The 19827-nt window shown below is 42.1% G+C and carries 21 protein-coding genes; 1 reads left to right on the top strand and 20 read right to left on the bottom strand.

What is annotated here, in order from left to right; translation table 11 throughout:
* Positions 1 to 8 precede the first annotated feature (8 nt).
* The 9 genes from VB077_RS10765 to VB077_RS10725 form a co-directional block, all read right to left on the bottom strand.
* Positions 9 to 1331 (bottom strand): PhoH family protein, encoded by a 1323-nt coding sequence (locus VB077_RS10765; RefSeq protein WP_323415239.1) that lies wholly within the window; start codon positions 1329 to 1331, stop codon positions 9 to 11.
* Positions 1332 to 1471: 140 nt separating this feature from the next.
* Complete coding sequence (locus tag VB077_RS10760; protein WP_323415238.1) at positions 1472 to 2227, bottom strand: ABC transporter permease; 756 nt, start codon at positions 2225 to 2227, stop codon at positions 1472 to 1474.
* Positions 2224 to 2967, bottom strand: a complete 744-nt coding sequence (locus tag VB077_RS10755) for a phosphate ABC transporter ATP-binding protein (protein WP_323415237.1) — start codon at positions 2965 to 2967, stop codon at positions 2224 to 2226. The genes VB077_RS10760 and VB077_RS10755 overlap by 4 nt, the downstream gene beginning before the upstream one ends.
* A 16-nt stretch (positions 2968 to 2983) precedes the next feature.
* The gene (locus VB077_RS10750) at positions 2984 to 3829 is read right to left on the bottom strand and encodes a YitT family protein (RefSeq protein WP_323415236.1); all 846 of its coding nucleotides are present in this window, start codon (positions 3827 to 3829) and stop codon (positions 2984 to 2986) included.
* A gap of 64 nt (positions 3830 to 3893) precedes the next feature.
* A complete protein-coding gene (locus VB077_RS10745) occupies positions 3894 to 4430 on the bottom strand; it encodes a sigma-70 family RNA polymerase sigma factor (RefSeq protein WP_323415235.1) in 537 nt (178 codons plus the stop codon).
* A gap of 151 nt (positions 4431 to 4581) precedes the next feature.
* On the bottom strand, positions 4582 to 6018 hold the full coding sequence (gene cls / locus VB077_RS10740) for a cardiolipin synthase (protein WP_323415234.1): 1437 nt from the start codon (positions 6016 to 6018) through the stop codon (positions 4582 to 4584).
* A gap of 111 nt (positions 6019 to 6129) precedes the next feature.
* Complete coding sequence (locus VB077_RS10735) at positions 6130 to 6693, bottom strand: chromate transporter (protein ID WP_323415233.1); 564 nt, start codon at positions 6691 to 6693, stop codon at positions 6130 to 6132.
* 34 nt (positions 6694 to 6727) lie between these two features.
* A complete protein-coding gene (locus VB077_RS10730; RefSeq protein WP_323415232.1) occupies positions 6728 to 7249 on the bottom strand; it encodes a chromate transporter in 522 nt (173 codons plus the stop codon).
* A gap of 186 nt (positions 7250 to 7435) precedes the next feature.
* Entirely contained in the window at positions 7436 to 7912 is a 477-nt protein-coding gene (locus VB077_RS10725) for a DUF892 family protein (RefSeq protein ID WP_323415231.1), read from the bottom strand.
* Between the two features lie 167 nt (positions 7913 to 8079).
* Here VB077_RS10725 and VB077_RS10720 point away from each other — a divergent pair, with 167 nt between their 5' ends.
* Positions 8080 to 8412, top strand: a complete 333-nt coding sequence (locus VB077_RS10720; RefSeq protein WP_323415230.1) for a hypothetical protein — start codon at positions 8080 to 8082, stop codon at positions 8410 to 8412.
* Here VB077_RS10720 and VB077_RS10715 read toward each other — a convergent pair.
* The 11 genes from VB077_RS10715 to VB077_RS10665 all read right to left on the bottom strand — a co-directional run bounded on the left by VB077_RS10715 (position 8409) and on the right by VB077_RS10665 (position 19773).
* A complete protein-coding gene (locus VB077_RS10715; RefSeq protein WP_323415229.1) occupies positions 8409 to 8687 on the bottom strand; it encodes a hypothetical protein in 279 nt (92 codons plus the stop codon). The genes VB077_RS10720 and VB077_RS10715 overlap by 4 nt on opposite strands.
* A gap of 185 nt (positions 8688 to 8872) precedes the next feature.
* Positions 8873 to 9010, bottom strand: a complete 138-nt coding sequence (locus VB077_RS10710; protein WP_323415228.1) for a hypothetical protein — start codon at positions 9008 to 9010, stop codon at positions 8873 to 8875.
* A gap of 49 nt (positions 9011 to 9059) precedes the next feature.
* Positions 9060 to 10148, bottom strand: a complete 1089-nt coding sequence (locus tag VB077_RS10705) for an FUSC family protein (protein ID WP_323415227.1) — start codon at positions 10146 to 10148, stop codon at positions 9060 to 9062.
* A gap of 42 nt (positions 10149 to 10190) precedes the next feature.
* Positions 10191 to 11375, bottom strand: a complete 1185-nt coding sequence (locus VB077_RS10700) for a Xaa-Pro peptidase family protein (RefSeq protein ID WP_323415226.1) — start codon at positions 11373 to 11375, stop codon at positions 10191 to 10193.
* Positions 11376 to 11525: 150 nt separating this feature from the next.
* Entirely contained in the window at positions 11526 to 12308 is a 783-nt protein-coding gene (locus tag VB077_RS10695; RefSeq protein WP_323415225.1) for an enoyl-CoA hydratase-related protein, read from the bottom strand.
* A 29-nt stretch (positions 12309 to 12337) separates the two neighbouring features.
* Positions 12338 to 13516 carry an acetyl-CoA C-acetyltransferase gene (locus tag VB077_RS10690; RefSeq protein ID WP_323415224.1) on the bottom strand — a complete coding sequence of 393 codons (1179 nt, stop codon included), beginning with the start codon at positions 13514 to 13516 and terminating at the stop codon, positions 12338 to 12340.
* Positions 13517 to 13563: 47 nt separating this feature from the next.
* A complete protein-coding gene (locus tag VB077_RS10685) occupies positions 13564 to 15630 on the bottom strand; it encodes a heterodisulfide reductase-related iron-sulfur binding cluster (protein ID WP_323415223.1) in 2067 nt (688 codons plus the stop codon).
* A 200-nt stretch (positions 15631 to 15830) separates the two neighbouring features.
* Entirely contained in the window at positions 15831 to 16820 is a 990-nt protein-coding gene (locus tag VB077_RS10680) for an electron transfer flavoprotein subunit alpha/FixB family protein (RefSeq protein WP_323415222.1), read from the bottom strand.
* Positions 16821 to 16858: 38 nt separating this feature from the next.
* Positions 16859 to 17632, bottom strand: coding sequence for an electron transfer flavoprotein subunit beta/FixA family protein (locus tag VB077_RS10675; RefSeq protein WP_323415221.1), 774 nt, complete (start codon positions 17630 to 17632; stop codon positions 16859 to 16861).
* 68 nt (positions 17633 to 17700) lie between these two features.
* Positions 17701 to 18849: an acyl-CoA dehydrogenase gene (locus VB077_RS10670; protein WP_323415220.1), complete on the bottom strand. Its 1149-nt coding sequence runs from the start codon at positions 18847 to 18849 to the stop codon at positions 17701 to 17703.
* A gap of 84 nt (positions 18850 to 18933) precedes the next feature.
* A complete protein-coding gene (locus tag VB077_RS10665) occupies positions 18934 to 19773 on the bottom strand; it encodes a 3-hydroxybutyryl-CoA dehydrogenase (protein ID WP_323415219.1) in 840 nt (279 codons plus the stop codon).
* Positions 19774 to 19827: the final 54 nt, after the last annotated feature.

Genomic DNA, 19827 nt, shown 5'->3' with positions numbered 1-19827 from the left:
TTGATCAATCAGAGAAGTTCAGCCGCAAAACTTGCTAGCTCACTCCTCTCCCCTTTGGTCAGCCTAACTTGACCATAAAAAGGCTTACCCTTTAAACGATGAGTTAAATGCGCTATCCCATTACTTTCTTTATCCAGATAAGGATGGTCAATCTGGTCCGGATCCCCGCAAAGGACGATTTTCGTTCCTTCACCTGCACGTGTAATAATTGTTTTGATTTCATGGACTGACAGATTTTGTGCCTCGTCGATAATCATAAATTGATTAGGAATACTTCGGCCGCGAATATAGGTTAGAATTTCTATCTCCAACTGATGTTTTTTCTTTAATAAGTCGATTGCACTGTCTACCATAGAATCTGAGTTTTTTTCACTTTTGTCTTTTTTAGGCCGAAGCAAAAGCTCTAAATTATCATATATCGGCTGCATATAAGGTCTGACTTTATCTTCTTTTTCGCCCGGCAGAAAACCAATATCTTTGCCAAAAGGCACAATCGGACGCGCGCAAAGAAGGCGCGAGTATATTTCCGAATGAAGTGTTTGCTGAAGACCGCTCGCCAAGGCAAGCAAGGTTTTACCGGTTCCGGCCGGACCGATCAAGTTGACAAGACTGACCGAGGGATTGTTTAAAAGGTACATTGCCCATGATTGCTCAATATTCTTGGGTATAATATCCCAAGTAGAGAGTTTGCCCAGGGAATGATAATGTAAGCCATGACCGTTTGAGGAACCCATCAGCGGCAATATGCTCTGATCCGCAAGAATTCCTTTAACGCAGGCATTCGGAGGCAGTGGAACAGGGGCAAATATTTTACCTAAATGATACAGGGAATCCACGTCTCCATCCCCTAAAGGAACGGTGATAATTTCATCCCCAATCGGAGGAAGAGCAACTTTATCATTGTAGTAATCCTGGGTTTTAATACCAACCGCATCCGCCTTAACGCGCATCGCAATATCTTTTGTTACGAGAATAACCGGCCTTTTCTCTTCTCGCGTAAGATTGAGCGAAACCGTCAGAATTCGATTATCAGCTAGGCTCGGATCATAAAAAAGGGGAAGCACTTCCGGCGAAGAATGATTAAGCTCAATTCTTAAAACGCCTCCGCTTTTTAGTCTTACACCACCGGCGAGGGGGCCGGCTTGTCTTAAGCCATCAAGCTGACGGATAATTTCACGAGCAGCCATACCAACATTATCAGCCGCCCTTTTTTTTCGTTCAAGTTCTTCCAGCACAACAAAAGGAATCACGATTTCATTATCTTCAAATTCGTATATCGCATTGGGATCATGAAGCAAAACACTGGAATCAACGACATAGACCTTTTGCAAATAGGAACACCCCTCTTCTTAAGTTTAAACTTGCAGCAAATGGGTTCTCCTTCCTTTCTAGCTATGCTTATACATATTCATGAAGCAAGCATAACTATTCCGCATGCACTATATATCTATGCCATTGCCCTATTAAAAGATTATGAATCCCCCAGCACAAGCTGAGCATGAGAAGTGAAAAAGCACCTGTAACCTAATAGTACAACGATTAAACTGGTAATTGCCGAGGCTCCGGAGATCAAAAACATAACCATAATTTGATAACGTACTGCTTGAACCGGGTCAGCACCCGCTAAAATCTGTCCGGTCATCATTCCGGGAAGTTGCACCAAACCTACCGTTTTCATGGAATCCACCGTCGGAATCATCCCGGCCTTAACCGCGGATTGAATTACCGGCAGTGCCGCTTGTTTTGATGTAGCCCCAAGCGAAAGGGCAAGTTCAACTTCTCCCCTGCGAAGCCTAAACTCAGAATTCAGACGATTCAGGGTTACTCCTGCAGCCACCATGCTGTTACCGATGATCATACCGCTCAAGGGAATGATATATTGTGCTGTCGCGGGAATAATTCTTAAACCCAGAAGGAGCAGAAGGGAAATCCCTTCACTAAAAGCAATTCCCATGAGAACGATCCTTTGGGCTTGCGAAATCCCCTTACCACGTTTGGACGCATTGCGGCCGGCAACGATGATCATTAACATAATCATTAAAAATATATAGAGGCTGTTTTGAGCAGCAAATACGTACGATAAAATATAACCCACGATTGTTAATTGAATAAAGGCTCGAATAACACCGATAGCTAAATCCTTTTCCAGTCCTAATTCCTGATAGCGGGAAACAATTGCCGCTAATCCCACAAACCCTAAAGAAAGACCTAATGCTAAATAAGTCAATCTACTCCCCCCAATCGCCCTTCCAAATAGGCTTTGCCCTCTTCAGTTGAAGGCTGTCGGAAAAAATCCGCAGCCTCCCCTTGCTCCAGCACTTTACCATGATACAGCAGAGTGACATCCTGTGCTATCCTGCGCGCTTGCTGAAGATCGTGGGTAACCCAGACTACGGTCAATTGGCGTTCCCGGCAAAGCTTAGCAACCACATTTTCCAAATGCTCGCTGGCCTGCGCATCCAGTGCCGAGGTAGGCTCGTCCAGCAATAGAACTTCAGGGTTGTTTGCCAAAGCGCGTGCAATCGAAACACGTTGTTGCTGCCCCCCGGATAAAGTATTCGGATCGCGGTCTGCAAAATCAGAGCTTAACCCCACTAACTCAAGATAGTGGTCCGGATCCGGAAGCTCCTTACCTTGAATACGGGGTCCATAAAGAATATTGTCACTGACTGTTCCTGCGAAAAAAAGGGCTTTTTGCATAACCAAACCAACTCTCCGGCGCAGCTCGAGAACGTTAAGCATACGTGTTTCCGTATTATCAAGAAAGATCTTTCCTTCGCTGATTTCTCGTAAACGATTAAGCGTATAAAGCAGCGTACTTTTACCGCTTCCCGAGGGACCTAACAAAGCACGCACACGGCCATGGCAAATTTCTAAACTCACATTGTCTAATAGTGTCGAGTTTCGCTCTTTCTCCCTCAAGACAAGGGAAATATTCTCTACGTTAAGCTTGATACCCTTAGTCATTCACATTCACCCTTCTTTATTCAACAGCCCATCCCTGCCCTATAACTTCACTCGCATTTTGTATGATCAAAAATGCATGAGGATCTACCTCACGGACTACGCGCTTAAGATGACCGATTTCAGGCATACTGACAACACAAATGATCACATTTTTTTCTTCAGCCGAAAAAGTTCCGCGCCCTTGCAAGAAGGTTGCCCCTCTGCCTACTTCATGATGAATACGGCTCACTAGAGTTTCCGAATTATTAGAGACAATAGTGACCGCTTTTGCAGGAATTCCGCCTTGAACAACATCGACCGAGCGGCTAAAAGCAAACATGGATACCAAAGTATATAAAATAATTTTAGGTCCGAGAAACGCCCAAGAAATTAAGAGTACAAAGGCATTAAAGAAAAGCATCGTAGTTCCCATTGTCCATCCAAACTTTTTCTGGATAACCTTGGCTATTATATCTGTTCCCCCCAAACTTCCGCCTAAACGAAAGACAATGCCTGAGCCAATACCCCCCAATACTCCGCCATAAAGAGCGCCTAAGAAAATATCATCAAAAGGTAAAGGGCGAATCCCTTTAAATAGGTCTAGGGCTAAAGAAAAAACAACTAAGCCAATAAATGTTTTCACCACAAATTGTCGGCTTACTTCCCGCCAGCCTAAAACAAAGAGCGGAATATTCAGAACAAACGTTACAAGGCCTATGGGGAAAGCTAATGTATAAAACAAAATCAGAGCAATGCCGCCGATTCCCCCTCCCCCTAGACCTGCATGAACGATAAATCCTTGAACGCTGTAGGCAGAGAGGATTGCCCCGAAAACAATTCCAAAAATAGGGCCAACCTTTTTTAGGGTATTCCATATCTTCATGATCGTTCCCCCTAATCTGAGAATAGATTAAGTTACTTTGAATTTTATTACTATAGTATAGGCGTCAGTGGGAATATTTACAACTAGGGCGAAATGACACAAGGCTATTAGAAGTATCTCCGTAATATTTGCGAAAATTCTTCTTGCCCCGGTAGAGGAGACTGTTAACTGCCTGCTGTGTAATGCCTAAAATCTGTGCCACTTCAGTGCTATTGAATCCCTCGATGAGTCGAAGTTGTATGACAGCGACTTGAGGTTCAGGCATTTTAGCGAGGGTCTCACTTATACATAAGAGAGTTGTTAAATATTCACTGTGATCTTCTGTCACTTGGTTTTTTAGTGAATCCTGCCTTATCGTAATCATCGGTATTTCTTTTCCTCGGCTTACCCGATAGTAATCCGCAATTTGATGATGCGCAATACGCAAAGCCCAGGTTTGAAGTGAAGCATTTCCTTGGAAACTTGGTAAAACACGCCAGATTTTGGTTAAAATTTCAGCGGTAACATCTTCGACATCAAACGCCGGAATTCTTAAGCGGACGAAACGATAAACTAAGGGGAAAAGGGTTTCATAAACGTGATCAAAAGAGTCTATCTCCACTTCTTACCGTCCTCCTCTTTGCCTAAACGTGCCTGTTTATTAAGACAATTAATTGCTTTGAAAATGAAGAAAACTATACAATCATTATTCAGGAAGTATAATAAAAAATCCTGCCTAAAAAAATGAGGCTGTCGCAAAACAGCCCCAACGTTTAAAGCAGAGGTGATATTACACTCGCATTTGCTTCTTTCATTTTCAACCAAAGACTGCGGTGTGAAAACTCTTCATATTCGATTTTTTGGCTGCTATTTAAATCATTCCGGAAATCTAAATAAAGTCGTTTGGCGATTTCTGAATTATAAATAAGGGCACTGAGTTCAAAATCAATTTGAAAACTTCGAATATCAAAATTAGCAGATCCTACGACACTTACGTTTTGGTCTATGATTAATACTTTACTATGAAGAATTCCTTTCTGATAACGGTAGATTTGAACACCTGCTTTTAATAGTTCTTCAAAATATGAAGCTGAAGCCAGATAGGTCAGTTGATGATCGGGCTTACCCTGAACTAATAATGTTACGTTTAAACCGCTAAGCGCGGCAGATTTTAGGGCCATGATCATACTTTCGTCGGGAATGAAATAAGGGGTTGTCAACAGGATTTCCTTTTGTGCCGTCATTAGAATTGTAAAGAAAATCTCTTTCATCGGTTCTTGCCAAGAATCCGGACCACCGGCAAGAATTTGTGTGAGACATTGACCTTCAACTTTGCTTTGAGGATAAAAGCGGCGGTCATAGAGTTCTTGATGAGTCAGGTAATACCAGTCGTTTAAGAAGGTAGCTTGCATGGTTTGCACACTTTCTCCCTCAAGACGCAAATGGGTGTCACGCCAAAACCCGAGTTGAGGATCCCGTGATAAATATTCATCTCCAATGTTCAGACCCCCTAAGTAACCAATTTTCCCGTCGATAACAACGCATTTACGGTGATTTCGGTAATTGATTGTTCTTAGAAGTTGAGGAAATTTTAACGGGAGGAATAAGCCCACTTGGACTCCCTCACTCCGCATCCTTTCGATAAATGAGGATGGCAAACTATGACTGCCCAGTGCATCAAGAATTAACCGGACCTCTATACCGGATCTGGCTTTATCTATTAACAGATTTTGAAGCTGGGTACCGATATTGTCATTACGGAAAATATAATATTCAACGTGAATATGATCCTTGGCATTAGCTAAATCCAGAAACAGAGCATCATACTTCTTTTTTCCGTTCGTTAAAACCAAAATATCATTGTTTTGGGTTAATGGAGCGCTCACATTCTGCAAAATTAATCGAGTTAGACGTTTATTTCCTTCACCGGAATCTTGAAAATAAATGTTTTGATTTTCAAGCAAGACTTGTTGTTCTTGGGATATTTTCTTCAAGGGGCTTTGCGGGAGATGCTTTCTGCTGAATAATTTTTCTAGATGCTTAGAATACCCCAAAATATAATAGAGCAACCCGCCAAGAAAAGACCACAGTGCTAAAATTGCCAACCATGACACCATCTTTTTTTGTTTTGCATGCTCCATTAAGATAACAAATTGTGCACACAAATAACTAAGCACTGCTAACGAAACAATAATTAAAATCCATATCAACTTATCTCACCCCACACGGTATCAAAGATAATCCAGTAATGAATAGTATACGCAAAAAGCGATAGCTTCAATGCAAGCTATCGCTAATCAGAGTCGTCATCTAACCTTTTCTTATTTTTGTGCTGAATCCCGAGGTTTTTCTTTTCCCCATGTAAAATATCCCACGATCATCGCAAGTAAAATCAGAATTCCCGGATGTATTGATGTTAAAAACATCAGAGCAAGCGCAACGGCTGCAATTCCCCAGGCGATGTATGAATTCTTGGGAAATGCCTTCTTGCCAATATCAAAGGCCGATTGAGCTATGAGAATCACAACGACCGGTTTGACAGCCGTAAGTGCAGCGTTCAAAATAGGTGTATCTGAATACCGGATAAGCAAATCTCCGAGCAAAACTGTAATAAGCAATGTCGGAAGTATGGTTCCTGTCAAAGTGGCTAAGACCCCAATCCAACCCGCAACACGATAGCCAATATAACTGGCCATTTTAGTTGCAATCGGACCGGGAAGTGAGTTGCTTACAGCAAGGGCATCAGCAAATTCTTCTTCCGACATCCATTGATAGCGATTAACGACTTCCTTTTGGATTAAGGGAATAACAGCAGGACCACCTCCGAAGCCTAGATTTGAAGCTCGAGTAAAGGCAATCAGAAGATTCCAGACATCTTTTGACATGTTTAAGACCTCCTATGCAACGAATCTGAATCGCTTAAAATACGATAATTCCAAAAAGCATGGATAGAATGATAATGATTCCGGGATGAAGTTTTAATTTATAAAGTGCAAATATGGTAAAGAGAGCAATTACCAAGCTATAGATATTAAAAGAGACATTTGCTCCCATATCAAAAGCCGTTTTAGCAATAAGTACCACAATAACTGGGCGCACTCCTTTGAGGGCCCCCTTGAGAATAGGCGAATCCATATGTTTCATCAAAAAATTGGTTAAGAAGATTACGGCAACTGTAGTCAATCCGATCGTCCCCAGTAAAGCCGCAAATACACCTAGCCAACCTGAAACATGATACCCGACATAACCGGCCAAGAGAGTTGCAATTGGACCGGGCAAAGAAGTTGCAATAGCCAGTCCATCAGAAAACTGAGCAGGTGTCATCCATTGGTAATGGGTTATCACTTCTGCTTGAACAAGCGGAATGATTGCTGCACCACCGCCAAAAGCAAGATTGCTGGCGCGAAAAAAAGCAATAAATAGATTCCATAATTCTGACAAGTCTCCCAACTCCAGTCAAATATAATTGTTGTGTCTTATGAAACATTGTTTTACATAGTGATTATTATAGCAGAGAGTTGAAAAATTGAGAATAAGGAAATAAAACAAAAGCGGCCGGGAAAATTTCCGGTCGCTTTTGCGTAAAAATCTTAATAATACTTGGTATTGTCAATTAATATGCACAATTTAAGATTGCACATTATACATACCATTGGCTTGCATGTAATTAAATAGGTCTTCCCCATGCTGTTGTTCTTCTTTTTGAATATGGTTTAAGGCCTGACGAATATTACTGTCGCGGCACTCGAAAATCGTCGTATCATACGTGCCGGAGATGTATTTTTCTGTCGTGAGCATGTCGTTGGCCATAATTGCATCATTTTGATCGTAACTTTTCCCCGGTTGTGATTGCGTACCACCCATTTTCTGTTGAGATTGCTGTGATTGTTGCCCTTGGTTTATGTTGGGAACCTGACCGCTTAGAATCTGATTAAGAGTGTTATAGTGCTGCTGTTCATGAGAGGCATGCGTTTGAAAAATCTGTTTGAGTTCAGGACATTGCGTCGCATCGGCATACTTGGTATATTTCTGAACACATAATTCTTCATGCTGCAATTGATCTTGAAGCAGCATTCTTTCCTTTTGACTGAGTTGTCCGGGCATAATAGCACCTCCTTCGATAATATCAATATTTTGTACAAATCCAGGTATTTTATTCATGTTCTTTGCTTAATATTTAGCCTAGGTGCTTATACCTTTTTAAGTGAGTAAGGAAGTTTCATTTTGTTTAAACTATCCGGAGAAAATTACAAACGCGATGGAGTGATTCAATGTTTAACTTGTCAGAGGAGATGCAATCCAGAATACTTAAGAACTTCAAAAAAGTTATTGATAAAGGAAATTCTGAATTGATCAGTAAAGATTTGTATTACCATCTTAATCTTAACTGCAATTTTATTGCTAATTTCAATTTGCAAGGCTTCAGAGAAGCTTATAGTGGCGAACGTTTTCAAGAATTTTTAGATCAATTTAACAGGAACTCGCCTGCAAGCCAATGGCTTTATGCGCCGGAAATCAGTGAAAAATATGAAGTTCTCAATCAGACTATGGCGGATCTTGTGAGTCAGAAGTTGGAGCAAAATAAGACCCAAATTATACTCTAGAGTTCTTTGAATCTAACTCTAAAATCATCGACAACATTCTCGAAATCTGCTATCTTTTCATTTTGTAACATTCGTCCATAATTTGCATGCTTAGCTGTAGCATCAACGACATTTCTCCAGAAATACTCAATCATTCCTTGCGCATCGCGTTGTTTAAGGCGGATTTTTAAACCGCGTGTCGCCCCCTTGAAACGTTCTGAGGTCGTTGAAGAATTAAGGATTGGCTTAAACATTCGCACCTCTAAAAATTCCAGAATCTCGTCTTCCTTAGTCATGTGCCCCCCCACTTTCCGGTGAACATTTACTAAAACGTATGAGACAAGATTATCTGATATGATTGGTAATTCTTGGTTTACTCTTGCTTGCGGGTCTTTTGCAATAGTCCATAATTATGTGCGCACGAAAATGGGGCTGTTTTACTTGACAACAGCCCCATTAAACAATTTCTATTAAATAAAAATTAAACGCGTTCCTTAGAATCTGATGCTCCGATAGTATCATTATATGGCCTATCAAAGGGAGGAATTTTATTAAATTGTTCAACCGTTTTCTTCTTTTGAACGTCAACAATTTTATCTCTTTCTTTTGGTTTAGACACAAGAAATCCCCCTTTCTTAGTCTAATTAATTTTCCCCAATTATCATGTTTTATTCTGTTTTTTGCTCCGCTTTTTTGAACGAGCCAAGATTATAAATCCTTTTTAAACGGCGTGCCGCCCAGCGCATTTCGGTTGCCACGACTGCAACCTCCATCATCGCACGTAAATAGAAAACGCCGCTCACTTCACCCTGCCAAGTTGCCATAGCTTCATCAAATTTAGCCCAGTATTCAAGGTCATCTGATTTAGAAATCATCGAGGAATGCAGTTTATAGAGATTATCGGAAATCTGATATGTCAATGCTTCTAATCGCTTATCTCCCAATAGAAGAATATCAAGCAGATTCTGAAAGGCAGGACTAATTTCTTGAAACATTAAAGGAGAATCAGGTGAGAGACGTCGTTTAACCCTTTGATACGTCATATCCTCAATGTTTTGACCACGCTCCACAAAACCCTGGCAGATCTCAATCAGCTTTTCTACAAGATAAGTATTTTCTTCGGGTAGAAATTCATCCCGGGCATGCTCATGCAGCCCAAGGATTTCTTCTACTCGTGTTTCTAAATCCACTATATTGGTTTTTTCATACTCTTTTAAATATGTGGCTTGGACAAAAGAGCGCACACTTTCGATAAAATAAGCAGATGAATCGTGAAATAAATTTTGTAGCTTCTCTAAGAGCAGCTTCTTATACCGCGGTGGGGCTAAAACACGATTCGTTACTAACGCAACCCCGAGACCAATAAAAATACTCAGCGAACGCGTTGCAGCATGCATTAAAAATTGCTCTGGGGGAGCATCAAGGATAAAAATAATTGAAACTATACCCGGAGTAACTGTTCCCGCCCACCCCAGACGGTTAGCGATCATGATGATAAGAATAACTGCGACACCAATCCCAAAGGGGTTGTTCCAATGTAATATACCTAGAAAAGTAGCGAGAATTACCCCAAGGAGGTGAACCCGGATTTGTGACCATGCATCGGTCAATGCTTTATTGACCGATGGAAGCATATTTACAACTACTGTAATTGCTGCAAATGTAGAAGGAACTATTTTTAAAGCTTCACAAATGACTAGAGCAATTGTAACTCCTATTCCGGTTTTCAGAACTCTTGCGCCAATGAAGCTCGGCATAAAGAATCGCCTCATTAAATCAAATTTTACAAATCAATTAGCTTAAACGCTTACAATGTTGCGGGGATATCCGCATAAAAACCGTGCTCCTTTCTCCCCTTCCACAACGACAGTATCTTCAACGCCTATAGCCCCTATGTTTGGAAATACAAACTTTGGTTCAATAGCAATCGTCATCCCGCGTTGAAGTACTTCTTTCGCACCCTTGCTAATGGTCGGAAGTTCATCAAGCTCCAGCCCAATACCATGACCCACAAATTTTACTTGTGTTGCGCCAAAACCCATAAAGTTATCAGCATAGGGTGTTTCTTTACGAACCCAAGCTAAAATCTCTTCATATATTTCACCGGTTACTCGACCGGGCACCAGTGCCTGACGGATCCTCTCTTCAGCCTCAAGCGAATATTCATAAGCTTCCTTAAAAACGTCTGAAACCTCTCCAAGTGCAAAAGCCCGAGTCGTATCAATTTGATAACCATGTTTCATGAGTACTAAATCGATAATAATAGGCATATTAAGAGGAATCGGTAGAGAAGATGAGCCAAAAGGATGAGAAAAAGAAGCACCTAGCCCGCCAAGTGGTCCATCAAAATAGCTGGGCAGTGCGGCACGAGGGCCGCTTAAAACTTGCCCAAAATGGAACTCAGAACCAAAACCGCGCACACGAATCATTGACTCATGACCAAGCTTTCGAGCTCTAAGTTCAAGTAAGGCTTCTAATTCAATCTCGGTAATACCCTCCTTCAATACAGATGGTACATACTCACAAAGTGCTGTATAAATCTTACCTGTTTCTTCAATTTGCTCGATTTCCCATTCCGACTTAACCGCTCTGAACAACCGCAATTGATAGGAAATATCGACAAACCGGGAATCAACTAAACTTTTACTATATCGTTGATAGTTTGCGACAGGAAGAACATCATATTCCAAGCCGAGAACTTTCGGGTACATATAACCAGAGCCTATAAGTAATTCCGGTATTTTTGATATTCCTTTTAGCGGAATAATCCTCCAAGGACATTCCTCTTGAGCACGCTGAATATCACGGTACGCAAAAACCAAAGGCTGGCCATCCGCCGGAATATAAACATGGATATTCTGGGCGGTTCCACTGAAATATAAAGTATCCGCTCGCTGGGTAAGTAAGGCACCATCTATTTTTTGGTTTTGGAGTACTTTTTTAAAACCAAGCCATCTTCTCTCGAGTTCTGTGCGGGGAACCATTGAAATCCTCCTTAATATCAATTACTATGTTGTAATTATATCAGAACTTGATAAAACTTGTAGGATTTATTTTATTATCTGACTTTATATAAAACAAGGGATAGAAAAAGTTAAACTAACTTCCTCTATCCCTTTATTGGATGGATTCTATTAATGCCCCTGAAAAATAGCCTGCCGTTTTTCGAGGAAAGCCGAGCACCCTTCTTTTTGATCCTGAGTGCTGAAAAGCTGTCCAAAAACTTCTGCTTCATAGTCCTGACCTGTCACAATATCCATATTCTGTCCTCTTTGAATGGCCGTCTTCGAGAGTTGAACACCGAGAGGAGCACGTGAGGATATTTTTTGAGCGAGCTTCATTGCTTCATTCATCAGCTCATCCTGGGAATAGACTCGGTTTACAAGACCAATTCGATATGCTTCCTGCGCATCGATCATATCTCCCGTAAACAGAATTTCACTTGCTCTGCCGCCTCCCACTAAGCGTGCTAAACGTTGCGTTCCCCCAAATCCAGCTAGAAGTCCCAGAGTTACTTCAGGTTGACCGAATTTTGCTTTTTCACTGGCTAGGCGTAAATCACAAGACATGGCCAGTTCCGTACCTCCACCCAGAGCAAAGCCGTTAACTGCAGCTATTACGGGTTGGGGCAAATTCTCAATTTGATTCATGACGTTATGACCCAACTGACTAAAACGTCTCGCTTGTTGGGAATTCATGCTGCTCATTTGAGCGATATCTGCGCCTGCAACGAAAGCTTTTTCTCCGCTGCCTGTCAAAAGAACCACACGTATATTCGTATCGTCGGCAATTAGGGCAAATGCCTGTGACAGTTCTTTTAACGTTTCACCATTTAAAGCATTCAACGCTTTCGGACGATTGATTTTTAATAAAGCAATATGGTCATGATATTCGAGGATTAGATTTTCAAAATCCATAACCTTGCCTCCCCTATTTCTGTTATCGCCTATTTCTCAACAATCATAGCGATTCCCTGTCCGCCGCCAATACAAAGTGTCGCCAGTCCGCGTTGGGCATCACGCTTGCTCATCTCATAGAGCAGTGTCACAAGAATACGAGCACCGGAGGCACCGATGGGGTGACCAAGAGCGATTGCTCCACCATTTACATTCGTCTTTTCGATATCAAGATGAAGTTCATTCGTGACTTCTTGAGCTTGAGCTGCAAATGCTTCGTTTGCTTCAACAAGATCTATATCTTCAATCTTGAGACCGGCTTTTTTCAATGCTTTGCGGGATGCCGGAATCGGACCTGTACCCATGATTAACGGATCAACCCCAGCTGAAGCCCAGGAAGTAATCTTAGCCATAATCGGTAATCCCAATTCTTCAGCTTTCTCTTTCGACATTACAACAAAAGCGGCTGCACCATCATTAATTCCGGAGGCATTACCGGCTGTAACTGTTCCATCCTTCTTAAATGCCGGTTTCAGTTTTGCAAGTGTTTCCGGGGTTGTTCCGAATCTCGGAAATTCATCCTGACTGACAACAAGAGGCTCTCCTTTTCTTTGAGGTATGGTCACAGGGACAATCTCGTCCGCAAATCGGCCGGATTTGATTGCAGCCTCGGCACGGTTTTGACTGCGGGCGGCCAGTTCATCTTGTTGTTCACGCGAAATTCCAAATTTCTCGGCGATATTTTCAGCGGTCATACCCATATGAATATGATGGAAGGCATCTGTTAATCCGTCGTTGATCATGGTATCTACTAAAACATCATTTCCCATACGATAACCTTTACGAGCCTTCGGTAATGCAAAAGCCGCACCGGTCATGCTTTCCATCCCGCCGGCAACGATAATATCGGCATCTTCTGCAATAATTGCTTGTGCTGCACAAACAACAGCTTTTAAACCGGACCCGCAAACTTTGCTCACTGTCCATGCGGGGACCTCGATTGGCAACCCGGCATTGATTGAAGCTTGGCGTGCGGGATTTTGGCCCATTGCCGCACTTAGGACATTACCCATAATTACTTCATCAACTTGTTCCGGTTTAATATTTGCTCTGTTAATTGCTTCCTTGATAACAATACTTCCAAGCTCCGTACCTGTCAGTTGTCCGACCTTACCTTCGAATGCGCCAACAGGTGTTCTAACTGCACTTACAATAACAACTTCTCTCATATTTACTCCTCTTCTCTATAATCATTGATGTCAAAGTCCTTAACTACCTATATTCTTGAAGCAAGAATTTCCGCAATGTCTTGGGCCTTAACTTTCTCTTCTGCTTCACGAGCAGCAATTCCGTCATTAATCATCGTTAAACAGAACGGACATGCAGTTCCTACAAAATCAGCATGGGTTGCCAGCGCTTCATCTGTCCGCATCTCATTAATCCGTTTTCCTTCTTTCTCCTCAAGCCACATCCGACCACCGCCGGCACCGCAACAGAAGCTCTTCTCGTGATTACGAGACATTTCCAAAGTTGTGAATCCTGCGGCTTTAAGCAGTTCGCGGGGTTCCTCATAGATTTGATGGTAGCGACCGAGGTAACAAGAATCATGGTAGGTAATCGTTGGATTATTCTCCGCTTTATTTAACTTCAGTCGTCCGGACTTCAGTAGCTCATATAAGTATTGAGTATGGTGAATAACTTCGTAATTACCGCCGAATTCGGGATAATCTTGTTTCAAAACATTAAAGCAGTGCGGACATTGAGTAACAATTTTCTTAATACCATGACTATTCATAACCTCAATATTTTCCGTGGCTAGGGAGAAGAACAAATACTCATTTCCTAGGCGGCGAGCCGAATCACCGCAACACTTTTCCTCATTGCCGATAATCGAAAAGTTAACATTGGCTTTCTGCAAGAGTTTTACAAATGCCGAAGAAACTTTTTGGTTCCGCATATCATATGCTCCGGAGCAACCCGGCCAATAAAGAATTTCAGGTTCAGGATTTTCCTCCAATGTCGGCACTCCCAGGCTTGTCAAATGCTCGGCTCGTTTCGTCCAACCAATACCCCAAGGGTTGCCGTTGTTTTCCATATTTTTAAAAGCGAGTTGAGCCTCCGCTGGGAAGCGGCTTTCCATTAGGACTAAATTACGGCGCATATCAATTGTCTTATCGACATGCTCAACGAAAATCGGACATTGTTGTTCACAAGAACGGCAAGTCGTACATGCCCATAGATCTTCTTCCGGAATAACATCGCCGATCAAATTACGAAGCCCAAGTTCCTCTTCGGAAGGAGCTTCGACGGCAGCCGCAGCTTCCTCTGAACCTTCCGCACCCGCTACGGCTACAGCAGGATGAGCTTTAGCGTAATTACCATACGCTTCGCCCACTTCTTCCATATAGTCACGCATATCTTGGATAACCTGCTTCGGGTTTAAATGTTTACCGCTTAAGTAGGCGGGACAATTATCTTGACATCTTCCGCAGCGAATGCAGGCATCTGAATTAAAGAGCGTTTTCCAAGAAAATTCACGCAGTTTGCTTTTTCCAAAAGTCTCGAGGCTTTCATCTTCAAAATCGATTTTTTCCGGAACCCCGATAGGTCCGCGTTTTCTCAAAAATTGGTTCGCAGGTGCCAATAAAATATGGGTAAGTTTTGTATAGGGTATAGCGCCCAAGAAAGTAAAGGCAAGTAAAAGATGGAACCACCAGAGGAAACGATGGAAAGCACTGAGACTTTCAGCACTCATCCCACTAAACAAGGGGGAAATCCAATATCCCACAAAACCATAAGCAGCCCATGGATCATTATTAGCCACGATACGAACAGCTTCGGTAATAAAACCTGTAATAAGGATAGCCAAAATGAGCACGAGAACGAATCCGTCACCGGCTCCCTTTTTATTATCTAAGCGATCCGGTTTTTCAACATAACGCCGCCACAGCGCCATAATCAAACCTACAACGGCCAATAAGCCAAAAGCATTTGCGGTTAATTTTATAAACACATAAAGAACGCCATGGAAAAAATTAAGACCGAAATCAGCCTGCAAGGCTACAATCGTTGTAGCAAATCCTAAAAAAATAAAACCCCATAAAATAAGAAAATGCATAATACCGGGGTATTTATCTTTGAGTATTCGATAATGAAAAATACCGTAAACAAAGATATCTTTAATCCCTGCCCAAACATCACGCCAACGATTCTCAGGCTGTCCCAGCTTCCAGAGACGTATGCGTTTCCAATAACCGTAGACAATGAACCCAAAAGCAATCAGGAACAAGGGATAAATTAACCAATGTCCATCAATGTTCCAATAAAGCTCACGTGTAGGCATATGCCCTTCTCCTCCTCTAAAAATATATATCCTAACCCACTCTTAAAACTCCTAAAGTTCTATATAAAAAGAGACTGAAATGGAGTCTCGCGCGGAGAACAACAGGATAAACTCCCCTTTAATCTAAGGCAAGATCAAACTTTTGGTGAGTCGCCGTATTCCCCGTGCGAGCTGACATTTTAATTTATAAACTTTGGGTATTAGCTATTAACCAATTGCTTAAATTCCTGAGTAAGGAGAGGTACCACTTCAAAAAGATCCCCTACGATTCCATAGTCAGCTACATTGAAAATGTTAGCCTCGGGGTCTTTGTTGATTGCAATGATAACTTTAGAAGCATTCATGCCCGCTAAGTGTTGAATCGCACCGCTAATTCCGCAGGCAATATAGATTGTGGGAGCAACAATGCTTCCTGTCTGTCCTACTTGGAAGCCGTTGGCAATCCAGCCTGAATCGCATGCTGCTCTGGAGGCTCCTACTGCTCCACCAACAACATCTGCCAATTCTTCAAGTATGGCAAAGTTCTCCGGTCCTTTCATTCCGCGGCCGCCTGAAACAACAATATCCGCTTCAGTAAGAGCAGGGCGGCTAGAAGCTGCAATAGCAACTTCTTTCAAAATCACCTTCAGATCAGCCGGATCAATGTTAACAGGGGCCTCAATAACTTCTGCTTGACGCGAAGGATCCGGATCAGCCACCAGGAATGATTTAGCACGAACGGTTGCCAGAACAGGACGGCTTGTTGTCTCAACAGTACTGAATGCACTTCCCGTATACACAGGGCGTTTAAAAACGAGGAATTTTTCAGGATCGACTTCAATATCTAAGATATCTGAGGCAAGACCGACACCTAATCGTTGTGCTAAACGTGGTGCTAGGTCTTTACCCAGACCGGTGTGCCCCATCAAAAAGGCTAGTGGTTCTTGTTCGCGAATAAGTTTGTTCAAAGCCGAGGTATAAGCACCTGTTGTATACTGAGCCAATTGAGGAGAATCAAGAAGATACACTTGATCAGCGCCATACTCTGCAACTTCCTTAGCAAAGCCGCCGATGCCTTCTCCCGCAATAACCGCGACAAGGGATTCACCGGTTTGATCCGCAATTTTGCGGCCTTGACTCAAGACCTCAAGTGAAACTTTACGAATCTTTCCATTCGAATGTTCTATAAAAATCCATATTCCTTTTGGCATAAACATCACTCGCTCCTTTTACTTTGTTCATCTCTTTATTAGAGGACTTTTGCTTCCTCACGCAGTAAGCGCGCTAATTCATGGGCAGCTTCTGCTGCTTCGCCGGGAAGTTTTTTCCCTCCTTTACGCGGGACGGGCAAAGTAAATTTTGTCACCCTGTTTTGCGGTGCCAAATCAGAAATGTTCAATCCTAAATCAGCCAATTTAATCGTCGAAAGCGGTTTCTTCTTAGCTTTCATAATACCGGCAACGGATGGATAACGCGGTTCATTAATTCCCTGTACGACAGAAAAGACCGCCGGCAGCTGAACTTCGAGAGACGCTGTTCCTCCATCAATGACACGGACTGCTTCCGCTTTATCACCGTTAATTTCAAGTTTTGTAACACTGCTGATCGAAGGGAGCTCTAATTTCTCCGCAAGTCGAACGGCAACCTGAGCTGAACCGTTATCTGTATCCATCACACCAGCCAAAACAATGTCACAAGGAATGGTTTTCAGAGCTTGCGCCAGAACTTCAGCTGCAACCCACTCGTCGATCTCGCCAAGTTCAGGATCATTAACAAGAATCGCTTTATCTGCACCCATAGCTAAAGCAGTACGTATAGCTTCTTGGGCCCGATCTCCACCTAAAGTAACAATTGTAACATCCCCGCCGAATTTTTCTTTCAGGCGAAGGGCCTCTTCGATTGCATATTCATCTAAAGGATTGATAACTAAAGTAACTCCGTTAGAATCAATTTTCCCTTCCGCATTTACAACAATTTTAGCTTCTGTATCAAATGTTTGTTTCATCATTACCACAATATTCATAGGCTTACCTCCCAACGAAAATGTAATATATTACGCCTTAAGACGTTTATTGAGGCCGCTTCAAGTTCTTAGAATTCTTTAAGAATCTTGCTGGCAATAACTACACGCTGAATTTCACTTGTACCTTCGTAGATCTCGGTGATCTTAGCATCTCTCATCATGCGCTCAACAGGATAATCGCGGGTATAACCGTATCCGCCGTGGAGTTGTACAGCTTGAGTCGTAACCGCCATAGCAGTTTCCGAAGCAAACAATTTAGCCATAGCTGCAGATTTCGAAACAGAAATCTTATGTTCCGAAGCAATAAAAGCAGCTTGGTATACAAGTAAACGTGCAGCTTCGATTTGAGTAGCCATATCCGCTAATTTAAATTGGGTATTTTGTAAATTGGAAATGGGTTTACCAAACTGAACTCTTTCTTTGGTATATTTCACTGCTGCCTCGTAAGCACCTTGCGCAATTCCCAAAGCTTGGGACGCAATTCCAATCCGGCCATAATCTAAGGTTTGCATAGCAATTTTAAAACCTTGACCTTCTTCACCCAGGAGGTTCTCAGCGGGAATGCGGCAATCTTCAAAAACGAGTTCATAAGTAGCAGAAGAACGAATACCCATTTTCTTTTCTTTCTTGCCAAAGCTGAAACCCGGAGTACCTTTTTCCACAATGAAAGCGGCGATTCCGTGATTTCCTTTACTCTTATCCATTTGTGCAAAAACGACGTAGATATCTGCTTCATGACCATTCGTAATAAAGATTTTTGAACCATTCAAAATGTATTCGTTGCCATCGCGTACTGCAGTCGTACGAGTACCTGAAGCATCGGAACCGGCCATAGCTTCGGTTAAACCGAAAGCACCCATTTTTTCGCCCTGAGCAAGAGGGGTCAAGAATTTTTGTTTTTGCTCGTGTGTACCAAACATATTGATCGGGTTAGAGCCTAAGCTTGAGTGAGCGGAAACGGTAACTCCAACCGAAGCATCAACACGTGAAAGTTCTTCAACTGCGATCGCATAAGAAATATAGTCGGCACCAACACCGCCGTATTCTTCCGGGAATGTAATTCCTGCTAAACCAAGCTCAGCAAGTTTGTTCCAAATCTCTCTTGGAAATTCTTCCTTTTCATCCCGTTCTTCTGCACCGGGCGCGCATTCGTTTTCAGCAAAGTCGCGTACCATTTTGCGCATCATAATATGGTCTTCCGTTAAATTGAAATTCATCTGTCCATTCCTCCAAATATTTTTTTATATATATAATTTTTAGGATACCTAGGATTAAATGAATAAATTTTCTTTGAGCGCAAATTAATAAGTATAGAATCCGCGTCCTGTCTTTCGACCCAACCAACCTGCATTAACATATTTGCGAAGTAACGGACAAGGACGGTATTTATCTCCAAGCCCTTCATGTAAAACATTACAGATCGCAAGAACAGTATCTAAACCAATCAAATCAGCTAATGCTAAAGGCCCCATTGGATGATTCGCGCCAAGCTTCATCACTTCATCAATGTCTTCGGGTTTGGCAATACCTTCATTCAAAATCCAAACGGCTTCATTTATCATCGGGATTAAGATTCGGTTTGCAACAAAACCGGGGGCATCATTAACCTCGACCGGTGATTTTCCCATTTTACGGCTTAGATCTTCGATAGTCGCATAAACTTCATCACTTGTAGCTAAGCCACGGATAACTTCAACAAGCTTCATGACGGGAACGGGATTAAAGAAGTGCATTCCGATTACTTTATCAGGACGCTTCGTTACAGCGGCAACTTCAGTGATAGGCAAAGATGAAGTATTCGTTGCAAGAATAGTATGTTCAGGACAGATAGAGTCGAGTGTTTTAAAAATTTCTGCTTTAATAGACATTTTTTCGACCGCTGCCTCTATAACAAGATCAGCCTCTGCAGCATCTTGATAAGAAGTACTTTTACGAAAGCGGCCTAAAATTGCAGCTTTATCTTCAGCATTTAGCCGTCCCTTGTCTACACTGCGGGATAAGTTTTTCTCAATTCCTTGAAGTCCTTTGTTTACAAATTCTTCTTTAATATCGTTTAGAATAACATCGAACCCAGCTTGTGCAGCAACTTGAGCGATTCCGGAACCCATTTGACCGGCTCCTATTACCATAATTGTCTTCAATGGTTACTCCTCCTTCAATAATCTGAAATATGACCGATAAGGATTCGCTTTTTA

The sequence above is a fragment of the Desulfitobacterium sp. genome (assembly GCF_034927245.1).
GTDB lineage: Bacteria > Bacillota > Desulfitobacteriia > Desulfitobacteriales > Desulfitobacteriaceae > Desulfitobacterium_A.
Note: the sequence above shows the minus strand (reverse complement) of the source record. Positions and strands in the feature narration are given on the sequence as shown.

Excerpts from the sequence above, each read along its gene's own strand:
- VB077_RS10705 (WP_323415227.1), bottom strand. The coding sequence starts at position 10,148 with ATGCCGAGCTTCATTGGCGCAAGAGTTCTGAAAACCGGAATAGGAGTT.
- VB077_RS10685 (WP_323415223.1), bottom strand. The coding sequence starts at position 15,630 with ATGCCTACACGTGAGCTTTATTGGAACATTGATGGACATTGGTTAATT.
- VB077_RS10720 (WP_323415230.1), top strand. The coding sequence starts at position 8,080 with ATGTTTAACTTGTCAGAGGAGATGCAATCCAGAATACTTAAGAACTTC.
- VB077_RS10680 (WP_323415222.1), bottom strand. The coding sequence starts at position 16,820 with ATGCCAAAAGGAATATGGATTTTTATAGAACATTCGAATGGAAAGATT.
- VB077_RS10700 (WP_323415226.1), bottom strand. The coding sequence starts at position 11,375 with ATGGTTCCCCGCACAGAACTCGAGAGAAGATGGCTTGGTTTTAAAAAA.
- VB077_RS10735 (WP_323415233.1), bottom strand. The coding sequence starts at position 6,693 with ATGTCAAAAGATGTCTGGAATCTTCTGATTGCCTTTACTCGAGCTTCA.
- VB077_RS10675 (WP_323415221.1), bottom strand. The coding sequence starts at position 17,632 with ATGAATATTGTGGTAATGATGAAACAAACATTTGATACAGAAGCTAAA.
- VB077_RS10690 (WP_323415224.1), bottom strand. The coding sequence starts at position 13,516 with ATGAGAGAAGTTGTTATTGTAAGTGCAGTTAGAACACCTGTTGGCGCA.
- VB077_RS10725 (WP_323415231.1), bottom strand. The coding sequence starts at position 7,912 with ATGCCCGGACAACTCAGTCAAAAGGAAAGAATGCTGCTTCAAGATCAA.
- VB077_RS10670 (WP_323415220.1), bottom strand. The coding sequence starts at position 18,849 with ATGAATTTCAATTTAACGGAAGACCATATTATGATGCGCAAAATGGTA.
- VB077_RS10755 (WP_323415237.1), bottom strand. The coding sequence starts at position 2,967 with ATGACTAAGGGTATCAAGCTTAACGTAGAGAATATTTCCCTTGTCTTG.
- VB077_RS10750 (WP_323415236.1), bottom strand. The coding sequence starts at position 3,829 with ATGAAGATATGGAATACCCTAAAAAAGGTTGGCCCTATTTTTGGAATT.
- VB077_RS10695 (WP_323415225.1), bottom strand. The coding sequence starts at position 12,308 with ATGGATTTTGAAAATCTAATCCTCGAATATCATGACCATATTGCTTTA.
- VB077_RS10715 (WP_323415229.1), bottom strand. The coding sequence starts at position 8,687 with ATGACTAAGGAAGACGAGATTCTGGAATTTTTAGAGGTGCGAATGTTT.